The following is an 11,563-nucleotide window of genomic DNA, read 5'->3' as shown; positions in this document are numbered from 1 at the left end:
CTGGGGAGAAAAAAATGTATAGCGACTTCAAGCGGAAATTTACCGACAAGAATGATACGACTAAACTGTCTGTTGCGATTATTTATGCGGTCTTGGCTTCAGTGGCGTTGAATTTGTTTTGGCAGCCGGGCAACATTTATGCAAGTGGTGTCACAGGTTTTGCGCAAATCATCGTCACTGTCTTGGAAAACAAGTTTCAGATTTCCGCGCCGATTTCAGTCATCCTGCTGTTGATCAACGTACCGTTGATTTGGCTGGCCTGGCAAAAAATCAGCCACAAATTTGCGGTCTTCACCTCGTTGTCTGTGTTATTGTCGTCATTTTTTATTCAGATTTTGCCGGAGACGGTCTTGACGACCGATCCGATTATCTGCGCCATCTTCGGCGGCGGCATCAGCGGGTTCGGCATCGGCTTTTCGCTGAAAAACGGGATTTCCACCGGCGGACTTGACATCATCAGTCTGACTGTACGGAAAGCGACCGGCAAAAATGTCGGGTCCATCAACATTATTTTTAACGGCTGTATCGTATTGATTGCCGGTTTTCTATTTGGCTGGCCATACGCTTTTTACAGCGCCTTGTCGATTTTTGTCAGCGGCAAAGTCGTGGATGCAGTGTACACCAAACAGAAAAAAGTGCAAGTGATGATTATTACCACTAGACCGCAGCAAGTCATTACAGAAATACAAAACCGGCTGCGCCGCGGCATCACGATACTGAATCAGGCGGAGGGAGCCTATACGCACGAGCAGCAGACCGTGCTGATTACTGTGCTGACCAGAGACCAGATTCCGGTGCTGCGCACAGCCATCAAAGAATCCGACCGCCATGCGTTTGTCAGCATTGCTGACAACGTGACGATATTGGGGAATTTTTTTGACCCGGGAGTATAGAGAGTAAATAATATAAACCAAACCCGCGGAATGTCTAAGCAAATGACACTCCGCGGGTTCGTGTTTATGCTGAAGAATTAAGCGAATATTCAGAAAATTTAAAAAATGTGTTGACAATGTCAAAATAAACGTTTATAGTAGTTAGCAACACTAATTCACATAGTATTTTAATAAAATTCATCAAATTCTAAAAAAAGGTTGGTCATCCATCATGAACACTCACAAGAATCAATTAGTCGTCATTATTTTATTGCATTCAAGGGCTTAGAGTATATGTAAGGTTTTGGTACATATATTTGAGTCCTGTTTGTCGTAAGATAATGGGATTCTTGTTATAAAGCATTCCATTTTGAGCGAATCAAAGTGGAATGCTTTTTTCATTCATGAACCAGAAAAGAGGCGTAGATATGAGAAGCGACAAAATTAAAAAAGGCATTGATGCTGCTCCGGCAAGAAGTTTGCTGTATGCGACCGGTCAGGTGAAAAATGCCAAAGACATGAACAAGCCGTTTATTGCCATCTGTAATTCCTATATCGACATTGTTCCGGGACACGTTCACCTGAGGGAGCTGGCAGACATCGCCAAAGAAGCCATCAGGGAAGCCGGCGGGATTCCTTTCGAGTTTAACACAATCGGTGTCGATGATGGTATCGCCATGGGACACATCGGGATGCGTTACTCTCTGCCAAGTCGGGAAATCATTGCCGATGCAGCGGAAACGGTCATTAATGCTCATTGGTTTGACGGGGTATTTTACATTCCCAACTGTGACAAAATCACCCCGGGGATGATTATGGCCTCAGTGCGGACCAATGTCCCGAGCGTCTTTTGTTCAGGCGGTCCGATGAAAGCCGGGCTCGACCCGAAAGGACGCGCGACAACTCTGTCATCCATGTTCGAAGCGGTGGGTGCGTTTAAAGAAGGCAGCATGAGCAAAGAAGATTTTCTGTTCATGGAACAGAATGCCTGTCCGACGTGTGGGTCCTGTGCCGGCATGTTCACCGCCAACTCCATGAACTGTTTGATGGAAATGCTCGGGCTGGCTCTGCCGGGCAACGGCACGGCACTGGCGGTATCCGACGAGCGGCGGGAGCTGGTCAGAAAAGCGGCCTTCCACCTGATGGACTTGGTTGAAAAGGACATCAAGCCGCGGGATATCGTCACAAAAGAAGCGATTGACGATGCCTTTGCACTGGATATGGCGATGGGCGGTTCGACCAATACAGTTCTGCATACGTTGGCTATCGCTAACGAAGCTGGCATTGACTATGACTTGGATGAAGTGAATGAGATAGCCAAGCGCGTGCCGTACTTGTCAAAAATCGCGCCATCTTCGGCTTACTCGATGCATGATGTGCATGAAGCCGGCGGTGTGTCAGCCATTATTAAAGAACTGGTGGATTTGGGTGATGCGATTCATCCGGACAGGATTACCGTCACAGGCAAAACATTGCGGGAAAACGTGGCGGATGCCCGTATTCTCAACCCGGAGGTCATTCATCCGAAAGAAACACCGTATAGCCCGGTGGGCGGCTTGTCGATTCTTTACGGCAACATTGCACCGAAGGGAGCTGTCATCAAAGTAGGCGGCGTGGACCCGTCGATTACTGTTTTTAAAGGTCAGGCGATTTGTTTTGATTCACATGATGAAGCAGTGGCGGCTATTGATGATCACACTGTCGGCAAAGGTCATGTCGTTGTCATCAGGTATGAAGGGCCAAAAGGCGGCCCGGGCATGCCGGAGATGCTGGCACCAACGTCCAGTATTGTCGGCAGAGGATTAGGCAAGGACGTGGCGCTGATTACAGACGGACGGTTCTCCGGCGCGACGCGGGGTATCGCCGTCGGGCACATGTCGCCGGAAGCGGCGGCGGGCGGTCCTATCGCCTTGATTCAGGATGGCGATGACATCGTGATTGATTTGGAAAAACGGACATTGAATGTGTTGGTGAGTGATGAAGAGCTGGCTGCACGCCGCAAGGAACTGCCGGCTTTCAAGGCAAAAGTTAAGACTGGTTATCTGGCACGTTACACGGCGCTGGTGACATCAGCTCATACCGGAGGAATTATGCGGATTCCCGAAGAGCTGCTTGATGAATGAAAATGAGGTGAAAAACATGACAAACTCAATTGAAGAATCTCAAGGCACCAGACTCATCATCGATGCCTTGAAGCAGCAAGGAGTGGAGATGATTTTCGGTTATCCGGGCGGCGCAGTCCTGCCTCTCTATGATGCGTTGTATGACAAGTGTATCCCTCATATTCTGACGCGCCATGAGCAAGGGGCAGTGCATGCGGCGGAAGGATACGCCAAAGCGACCGGCAAACCCGGAGTCGTTCTCGTGACGAGCGGTCCGGGTGCCACGAATGCGATTACCGGCATAGCGGATGCCATGAGCGACTCAGTGCCGCTGATTGTCTTTACCGGTCAAGTGGCAGCACCGGGCATAGGCAAAGATGCGTTTCAGGAGGCCGATGTCGTCGGATTGACGATGCCGATTACAAAGTACAACTATCAGGTGCGTTGTGTCAATGATTTGCCGAAGGTCATCAAAGAGGCGTTTCATATCGCCAATACCGGGCGCAAAGGGCCGGTCGTGATAGACCTTCCGAAAGATATCACTATTATGACAGCCGATAAAGTCAAGTCGTCGACAGTTCATCTGCCGAGCTATCAGCCCAATTATGAACCGCACGACAATCAAATCAGCAAGCTGATGAAACAGCTGGCACAATCAGAAAAACCGGTGCTGCTGGCAGGGGCAGGCGTTCTTCACGCACAGGCGGGGGAACAGCTGGCGGCTTTTGCAGAAAAATATCAGATTCCGGTGCTGACGACTTTGCTCGGCTTGGGAAGCATTGCCAACGAGCATCCTCTGTTTTTGGGAATGGGCGGCATGCACGGCTCGTTTGCGGCAAATATGGCGTTGACGGAATGCGACCTGCTGATAAATGTCGGCTCGCGTTTCGATGACCGGCTGGCATGTTCGCCGTCAGAGTTTGCGACCAATGCAGTCATCGCCCATATCGACATCGACCCGGCGGAAATCGGGAAAATCGTCGAGACGGAAATCCCGATTGTCGGCGATGCCGGACGTGCCTTGCGCAAAATGCTGGCTGTCGATATTCAAAAAGAGCCGCATGAGCAGTGGCTGAAGCTGAACACACAGAGAAAACAGCGGCACCCGTTCACGTACAGCAAGGAACAGTCGCCGGAAATCAAAGCCCAGCAAGTCATCGAGCTGGTCGGCAAAATGACGGACGGGGAAGCGATTGTTGCTACAGACGTGGGCCAGCATCAGATGTGGACGGCGCAGTTTTATCCGTTCAAGTACCAAAACCAGCTGATTACAAGCGGCGGACTGGGAACGATGGGTTACGGAATACCGGCTGGTATCGGCGCCAAGCTGGGAAGACCTGACAAAGAAGTCGTCGTCTTTGTTGGCGACGGCGGTTTCCAGATGACGAATCAGGAGCTGGCGATTCTCAATGTGTACGGCATCGATTTGAAAATCGTCCTGCTGAATAACCGCTCGCTCGGCATGGTCAGACAGTGGCAGGAGAGTTTCTTTGATGAACGCCGTTCGGAATCGGTCTTTGAGGACCAGCCGGATTTTGTCAAGATGGCAGAAGCCTACCGGATTAAAGGCGTCCGTCTGACTAATCCGGAGACACTGGCTGACGAGTTGGCAGAAGCGTTTGCTCATCAGGGTCCGGTGCTGATTGAGGTGGAAGTGTCGCCGACAGACCATGTGCTGCCGATGGTTCCGCCCGGCAAGCCGAATTACCAGATGTTGGGGGTGGATTAGCATGAGACGGATTATTTCAGCAAAAGTCAACAACAGCTCAGGTGTCCTGAACCGTGTCAGCGGTGTGCTGACACGCCGCCAGTTCAATATTGAAAGTATTTCCGTCGGGATAACGGAAACCCCCGGTATTTCCCGGATTACCATCGTTGTCCTCGTGGATTCGGATTATGAAGCGGAACAGATTTTGAAACAGCTGAACAAGCAGATTGATGTCATCAAGGTGGTTGACATCACGCAAGATTCACATTTGGAGCGGGAGTTGGCGCTGATACGGGTAAATGCGCCGGCAGCTTCGCGGCAGGAGATTTTTTCAGTCATTGAGCCGTTTCGGGCCAATGTGATTGATGTGGGTATCCGCTCAGTCGTGATTCAGGTGACAGGCACCAGCGAAAAGATTGATGCGTTCGTGGATGTCATCAAACCATACGGCATTCAGGAAATTGCCCGGACAGGTGTTACTGGTTTGGTCCGCGGCAGCCGCTGAGGCACAGACTGAGTGTGGTTATTATAAATTTGCAAGCAACCAATTAAATGGAGGGAAAAAATTATGGCAAACGTATATTATGAAGAAGCAGTGACAACAAATGAATTAGCAGGAAAGACAATCGCTGTCGTGGGCTACGGCTCTCAAGGACATGCACATTCGCAAAACTTGCGGGACAACGGCAATCAGGTTATCATCGGCGTTCGGGAAGGCAAGTCGGCTGAAGCTGCTCGCAACGACGGGTTTGATGTGTATTCTGTGGCGGAAGCTGCGAAAAAAGCAGACATCGTCATGATTCTCGCCCCGGACGAAATTCAAGGAAAACTGTATTCAGAAGAAATCGCACCGCATTTAGTTGCCGGCAACGCGCTGGTTTTTGCTCATGGTTTCAATATTCATTTTGATGTGATTACACCGCCGGCAGATGTGGATGTGTTCCTCGTGGCACCGAAGGGACCGGGACATCTGGTTCGCCGTACATTTGTCGAAGGCTTTGCGGTGCCGGCATTGTTCGCCGTGCATCAGGACGCGACCGGGAAAGCCAGAGAGTTGGCCTTGTCCTACGCAAAGGGCATCGGGGCAACGCGTGTGGGAGTACTGGAGACGACCTTTAAAGAAGAAACGGAAACAGATTTGTTCGGCGAGCAGGCCGTTCTTTGCGGAGGGACGACACACTTGGTGCAAGCAGGTTTTGAAACCTTGGTCGAGGCAGGGTATCAGCCGGAAATCGCTTATTTTGAAGTGCTGCATGAGCTGAAGCTGATTGTTGACTTGATGTATGAAGGCGGCATGGAAAAAATGCGCTACTCCATCTCCAACACGGCTGAGTATGGTGACTATGTGTCTGGTCCGCGCATCGTGACGGCTGAAACCAAGCAGCACATGAAAGAAGTGCTGGCCGATATTCAAAGCGGCGCATTTGCCAAAGACTTTATAGCCGATAACGCCAACGGCTTCAAGAAATTCCATCAGATGCGTGCGGAACAGCAAGGCCATCAAATTGAAAAAGTCGGTGCGGAGCTGCGTGCAATGATGCCATTTGTCAAAGAAGACGCATAGAAAAGTCAGATAAGGGCGTGAATGTATGGTGGAATTAGTTAAAAAGAAGGATGTGCTGGCCGCCTATGCTGCATTGAAGCAGGTCGTGACGCAGACTCCCTTGCAGTATGACGGCTATCTGTCACAAAAATACGGCTGCCATGTTTACTTGAAACGGGAAGATTTGCAAAAAGTACGCTCATTTAAAATCCGCGGTGCTTATTATGCCATCAAACAGCTGTCGGAAGAGCAGTTGAAAAACGGTGTGGTCTGTGCCAGCGCAGGGAATCATGCCCAGGGAGTCGCGTATACGTGCAATGAAATGAACGTGCCGGCCACGATTTTTATGCCGACGACGACGCCTAACCAGAAAGTATCGCAAGTCTCTTTCTTCGGCGGAGAAGCTGTGACTATCAAGCTCGTGGGCGACACCTTTGACGAGTCAGCCGATGCGGCAAAACAATATGCGGACGAAAATAACATGGCGTTCATTGCGCCGTTCAACCACGCGGATATCATTGCCGGTCAAGGGTCGCTGGCCGTGGAAGTGTTTGATGAACTGAATAAAAGTGCCCGCTCAGCCGATTATTTATTTTCAGCAATCGGCGGCGGCGGGCTGATCAGCGGGATTGCGGCTTACGCCAAAGAGGAAAGCCCCGACACGCTGATCGTCGGGGTGGAACCGGCGGGCGCCGCTTCCATGAAGTTGTCGCTCGACAACGATTGCGTGACGCCGCTGGCCAAGGTCGATAAATTTGTTGACGGGGCGGCTGTAAAAGAAGTCGGCGACTTGAACCTCGCTCACGTGAAAGCCCATGTGGATGAACTGGTTCAGGTAGATGAGGGTCAAGTGTGCTCGGTGATACTGGAGTTGTATACTAAACAGGCGATTGTCGTCGAGCCGGCCGGAGCGTTGAGCGTCGCCGCACTGGAACAGTACAAAGAGGCCATCAAAGGCAAAACAGTTGTCTGTGTCATCAGCGGCGGCAACAACGACATCAACCGGATGCAGGAAATCGAAGAACGTTCGCTGATGTTTGAAGGGCTGAAACATTATTTTGTCGTGAACTTTCCGCAGCGGGCCGGCGCTCTGAAAGAATTTGTCACCAACATTCTTGGACCGCGCGACGATATCACCAAATTTGAATACACGAAAAAAGTCAACCGCGGCAGCGGACCGGTCGTCATCGGCATCTTGCTGGCAGACAAAGCGGACTATCCGTCTTTGCTGGAACGTTTGGCCGAGTTTGATGCCAACTATATTGACTTGAGCCAGAATCAGTCGCTGTATACCTTGCTGGTTTAAATTAGCTGATAGATTGTGTTGTTTGTTATAATGAAAGTAACAACTTATATGGAGGAAAAAGATGTTTACTTATGACAACAAGCAGCAAGGCGGTGTGCCGATCAAAATCTGGCTGAATGATTTGTCGCAGCTTGATGAAGGCTGCTTGGCGCAAGCGCAGCAAGTGGCCAGCCTGCCGTTTGTGTATCGCTGGTTTGTGTTGATGCCGGACACACATATCGGGGCCGGCATGCCCATCGGCGGTGTTCTCGCTGCCCGAGATGTAATTGTGCCCTACGCGGTCGGCATGGATATCGGCTGCGGCATGAGCTACATTCAAACAGACATTCCGTATGACGACATCAAATTATTAAAAGCAGGCAACGGCTATTTTTTGGATGAAACAGTGGCCCGCGTTCTGGAAGAAATTCCGGTGGGGACCAGCAAGTATCGGCGCAAACAGCACTCGGCTGTGCTTGACCGGCTGGCGGACTATGACATTGATGTGACCAGTCTGCCGGATGCTGACAAGATACTGGACAATGCCTATTATCAAGTAGGCACATTGGGGGGCGGCAATCACTTTATCGAATTTCAGGCAGATGATGACGGCAACATCGGCATCATGCTGCACTCCGGAAGCCGTCATCTCGGTGCCCGGATTTGCCAGCACTTCAACCGGCTCGCTGCCGATTTGAACACTCTCTGGTACAGCCGGCTGCCGGAAAATTCCCAGCTGTCGTTTCTGCCGGTCGAGTCATCCGAAGGCAAGACCTATATCCGTTGGATGACTCTGGCGCTTGATTACGCAGCTGAAAACCGTGCCCGCATGCTGGAAAAGGTGATGGCTGTTTTCAGTCAAATGATTGAAACGTATCTGCACCGCTCAGTGACCTATTCGGACAGCATCACTTGCCATCACAATTATGCGGCACTGGAAGAGCACTACGGGGAAAAAGTTTGGGTCCACCGCAAAGGCGCGACGAAAGCCGACGCCGGCGACCTCGGCATCATACCGGGGGCGATGGGTTCGTCCAGCTATCTGGTGATGGGACTGGGGAATCCTGAAAGTTTCCATTCGTCTTCCCACGGTGCCGGCAGAATTCATTCGCGGACACAAGCCAAAGCCCTGTTCCCGGTCAAAGACGTGCTGAAGGATTTGAAGCAGCGTGACGTCAGCCTCGCCAAACGCGGCATGGCTGATGTAGCCGAGGAGAGCCGCTTTGCGTATAAAGATATTGATGAAGTCATGGCGCATCAGCAAGACTTGGTGCGGCCGCTGAAAAGATTACGTACAGTGGGAGTTGTGAAAGGCTGACAAGGGAGAGTGTTTACTCCCTTGTTTTTTTTTAGGTACGCTTCTTTTTGTTTGCGCGACAGTTGTTTGAACCGGTACTCGGCACTCATCGCTTCGCTTTTGGTCGCAAAGGATTCCAGATGAATCATCGTGACCGGTCGCCTTGACGGCACGCGGGTGTATTTGGCGCCGGTGCCGGCATTGTGTTCTTCTTTCCGGCGTTTCGGGTCAGTCGTATAACCGGCATAAAAAGTCCCGTCATTGCAAAGCAGAACATAAAAGTAAAACGTCTCAGCTGCCATAAAGCATCTTCCTCACTTCCGGCAAGTACTGATTGTCCTCATCATAAACTACTAACGGCGGCAGCACCTTAAAGCCGTCTTGTTTGCCGTGCTTGATGCCTTCAATCAGCAGAATGTTTGCCTCCCTGTCCTTCTTAGGATAGACAAAGCGGCAGCGCTTAGGCATCACGTTGACACGCCTCATTTCATCAAGGATGTCGAGAAACCTGTCGGGACGGTGGACCATTGCCAGTTTGCCGTTCATCTTCAGCAGACCGGCTGAAATCGTCAAAATGTCTGCCAGATTCGTGTGGATTTCATGCCGGGCGACAGCCAGATAGTCATTCGGATTTGTTTTGTTTGCAGGCAAGTGTTTAAAATAAGGCGGATTGCAGACGACCATATCCGCCGAGTCGTGCGGCACGACCGAAAACGTCTCTGCTACATCCAGATTGTGCATGACGACTTGGTGTTCAAGATGATTCAATTGGACGCTCCGTTGAGCCATGTCCGCCAGCTTTTCCTGCAGTTCAATGCCGATGATTTCAGCTTCGGTTTTTTTACTCACAAAAAGGCCGACCGCGCCATTGCCTGCACATAAATCAACGACACGTCCGCGCCTGGGCACTCGCGCAAAATCCGCCAGCAGGACAGCGTCCAAAGAGAATGAAAAGACATCTTTGCTCTGGATGATTTGGATATCGCTGGCATAAAGCTGGTCGATGCGCTCGCCGGTTTTCAACAAGTGTTTCATGATTAACTTCCTTCGTTTATTATCTGAGATACCGTCTCATTATATCACGTTTATAAAAAGTCAGAAATACTTGCATGTTTTTTACATTTTAGGCATACTAATGGAAGATGAAAAAGGTGAAGGTGGAGTGATATGTTTTATTCGTTTATCGCAGGACTGATTAGATTCCTGTTGTTTATCATCAATACAAATGCCCGGTATGAAGGCAAAGAAAACTTGCCGCAAGACCGCAATTACGTCTTGGTCGGCCCGCACCGGACATGGTACGAACCGCTGTACTTTGCGCTGGGTGCTTACCCGAAACGGTTTTCCTTTATGGCGAAAAAAGAGTTGTTTAAAAACCCGGTGCTGTCTTTTATTTTAAGAAAATGCAATGCTTTTCCGGTTGACCGGGAAAAACCGGGCCCCAGTGCAATCAAGACACCTGTCAAAGCACTTAAAAATACTGACCTGAGCGTCATGATTTTTCCAAGCGGGAGCCGTCATTCGGAAGAATTAAAAGGCGGAGCTGCGCTGATCAGTAAAATGGCCAAGGTCGATATCGTTCCGGCTGTATATCAGGGGCCGCTGTCTTTCAAAGCGTTATGGACGAAAAAACGTGTCACAGTCCGCTACGGTAAACCAATCAGCATCACGGACATTGCTAAGATGGATAAAGACGGTATCAATGAAGTCGAACGGCGGATGCAGGCCGCGTTTGATGAGCTGGATAAGATGATTGACCCGAATTTTAAATATGAAGTGAAAAAGAAAAAATAACCTGACCGGCGTGGTCGGGTTATTTTTCTTGCGACTTGTTTGTTTGATTGACCGCAATCGCCTGACTGCCGAATTGTTTCCACGAGGCAATAAAATCATCTTTGTCCGCTTTGACCTCTTGACCGTACGGGTCGTTTAAATAAACAAAGCTGTCATCATATCCGGTTATGACGGCTGAATGCTCGTTCATCGAGACTGCCACGTCACCGTCGGCTGTTTCCCAGAGAGTCATGTCGTTGGTTACCTGATAAGTGACTGTGATGATGACCCAGATCGGCGAGCCGCTGCTGAGGTAATAGGCGAGTTCGGAAAAATTTTCGCCAGTCAGGTTGACAAATTCCAGCTGGTCGGTTTCATAAGTTTGTGCCAATTCGAATACGGGTTCGGCGTACACGAAATAGCCCGGCTGTACACCGGTGATATCGCCGACAAATCCCACGTGGGGATTGCCGTATAAGCCCTCTGTATCATAAAGCGGCTGTTTGGGAATGGCTTCTGCCAACTCGTTTTTAGTGACCGGCAGACCGCAGTAGTTCAGCAGCATGGCTAAACTAGTGACTTCACAGCCGTTGTACAGTGGCGGCTCGGACATTTGGTCCAACAGCGGGACATCCAGCTGGACGCTGTCTTTGATGATTTTTTCAGTGGTCATTTTGCTAGCGGCGACCGTCTGTTCTGTATCCTCGGCCGGCCGGCTGGCCATAAAAAAAGCTTCCAATGGTAAAAACAGCAGGCAGCCGGTAAAGATAGCCAGTGTTGTTTTTTTGTTGATTATCACCGGAATGAACGCCTCTTTCATAAAACACATATTATTAAAACGTGTTAATTATATTCAGGATAAACATATCATAAAATAAAACCGGAATCGCTTTGATTCGCTAAATATACTATATAAGGAGGATATTTTGGCAGAGACGTTTGAGCGGGCAGGTTATTTAAAAAAGTGGCGGCCGGTCACGCTG

At 50.0% G+C, this 11,563-nt stretch carries 11 protein-coding genes; 8 read left to right on the top strand and 3 right to left on the bottom strand.

Going from position 1 to position 11,563, the window contains the following annotated elements; all coding sequences use genetic code 11:
• Positions 1-14 precede the first annotated feature (14 nt).
• The 7 genes from CBF27_RS08830 to CBF27_RS08800 all read left to right on the top strand — a co-directional run bounded on the left by CBF27_RS08830 (position 15) and on the right by CBF27_RS08800 (position 8,828).
• Entirely contained in the window at positions 15-893 is an 879-nt protein-coding gene (locus CBF27_RS08830; protein ID WP_126813949.1) for a YitT family protein, read from the top strand.
• A 407-nt stretch (positions 894-1,300) separates the two neighbouring features.
• On the top strand, positions 1,301-2,995 hold the full coding sequence (gene ilvD / locus CBF27_RS08825) for a dihydroxy-acid dehydratase (protein ID WP_126813948.1): 1,695 nt from the start codon (positions 1,301-1,303) through the stop codon (positions 2,993-2,995).
• A gap of 16 nt (positions 2,996-3,011) precedes the next feature.
• A complete protein-coding gene (gene ilvB, locus CBF27_RS08820) occupies positions 3,012-4,703 on the top strand; it encodes a biosynthetic-type acetolactate synthase large subunit (protein WP_126813947.1) in 1,692 nt (563 codons plus the stop codon).
• A gap of 1 nt (position 4,704) precedes the next feature.
• The gene (gene ilvN / locus CBF27_RS08815) at positions 4,705-5,187 is read left to right on the top strand and encodes an acetolactate synthase small subunit (protein WP_126813946.1); all 483 of its coding nucleotides are present in this window, start codon (positions 4,705-4,707) and stop codon (positions 5,185-5,187) included.
• A 42-nt stretch (positions 5,188-5,229) separates the two neighbouring features.
• Positions 5,230-6,246 carry a ketol-acid reductoisomerase gene (ilvC, locus tag CBF27_RS08810; protein WP_342774791.1) on the top strand — a complete coding sequence of 339 codons (1,017 nt, stop codon included), beginning with the start codon at positions 5,230-5,232 and terminating at the stop codon, positions 6,244-6,246.
• Positions 6,247-6,274: 28 nt separating this feature from the next.
• Complete coding sequence (ilvA, locus tag CBF27_RS08805; RefSeq protein WP_211334646.1) at positions 6,275-7,531, top strand: threonine ammonia-lyase IlvA; 1,257 nt, start codon at positions 6,275-6,277, stop codon at positions 7,529-7,531.
• A 61-nt stretch (positions 7,532-7,592) separates the two neighbouring features.
• On the top strand, positions 7,593-8,828 hold the full coding sequence (locus CBF27_RS08800; RefSeq protein ID WP_126813943.1) for an RtcB family protein: 1,236 nt from the start codon (positions 7,593-7,595) through the stop codon (positions 8,826-8,828).
• Here the strand turns inward: CBF27_RS08800 and CBF27_RS08795 are convergent.
• A complete protein-coding gene (locus CBF27_RS08795) occupies positions 8,768-9,109 on the bottom strand; it encodes a GIY-YIG nuclease family protein (protein ID WP_126813942.1) in 342 nt (113 codons plus the stop codon). The two genes, CBF27_RS08800 and CBF27_RS08795, sit on opposite strands and share 61 nt — an antisense overlap.
• Positions 9,099-9,833, bottom strand: a complete 735-nt coding sequence (locus tag CBF27_RS08790; protein ID WP_126814003.1) for a tRNA1(Val) (adenine(37)-N6)-methyltransferase — start codon at positions 9,831-9,833, stop codon at positions 9,099-9,101. The genes CBF27_RS08795 and CBF27_RS08790 overlap by 11 nt, the downstream gene beginning before the upstream one ends.
• Before the next feature lie 141 nt (positions 9,834-9,974).
• Between CBF27_RS08790 and CBF27_RS08785 the strand changes: the two genes are divergently transcribed.
• Positions 9,975-10,601 (top strand): lysophospholipid acyltransferase family protein, encoded by a 627-nt coding sequence (locus CBF27_RS08785; RefSeq protein ID WP_126813941.1) that lies wholly within the window; start codon positions 9,975-9,977, stop codon positions 10,599-10,601.
• Positions 10,602-10,620: 19 nt separating this feature from the next.
• Here the strand turns inward: CBF27_RS08785 and CBF27_RS08780 are convergent, their stop codons facing one another.
• The gene (locus tag CBF27_RS08780; RefSeq protein ID WP_170175065.1) at positions 10,621-11,379 is read right to left on the bottom strand and encodes a C39 family peptidase; all 759 of its coding nucleotides are present in this window, start codon (positions 11,377-11,379) and stop codon (positions 10,621-10,623) included.
• Positions 11,380-11,563 lie beyond the last annotated feature (184 nt).

Source organism: Vagococcus acidifermentans, assembly GCF_003987655.1.
GTDB classification, from domain to species: domain Bacteria; phylum Bacillota; class Bacilli; order Lactobacillales; family Vagococcaceae; genus Vagococcus_B; species Vagococcus_B acidifermentans.
Note: the sequence above shows the minus strand (reverse complement) of the source record. Positions and strands in the feature narration are given on the sequence as shown.

Coding starts and splice junctions, on each gene's coding strand:
- CBF27_RS08800 (WP_126813943.1), top strand. CDS start 7,593: ATGTTTACTTATGACAACAAGCAGCAAGGCGGTGTGCCGATCAAAATC.
- ilvD (WP_126813948.1), top strand. CDS start 1,301: ATGAGAAGCGACAAAATTAAAAAAGGCATTGATGCTGCTCCGGCAAGA.
- CBF27_RS08785 (WP_126813941.1), top strand. CDS start 9,975: ATGTTTTATTCGTTTATCGCAGGACTGATTAGATTCCTGTTGTTTATC.
- ilvN (WP_126813946.1), top strand. CDS start 4,705: ATGAGACGGATTATTTCAGCAAAAGTCAACAACAGCTCAGGTGTCCTG.
- CBF27_RS08795 (WP_126813942.1), bottom strand. CDS start 9,109: ATGGCAGCTGAGACGTTTTACTTTTATGTTCTGCTTTGCAATGACGGG.
- CBF27_RS08830 (WP_126813949.1), top strand. CDS start 15: ATGTATAGCGACTTCAAGCGGAAATTTACCGACAAGAATGATACGACT.
- ilvB (WP_126813947.1), top strand. CDS start 3,012: ATGACAAACTCAATTGAAGAATCTCAAGGCACCAGACTCATCATCGAT.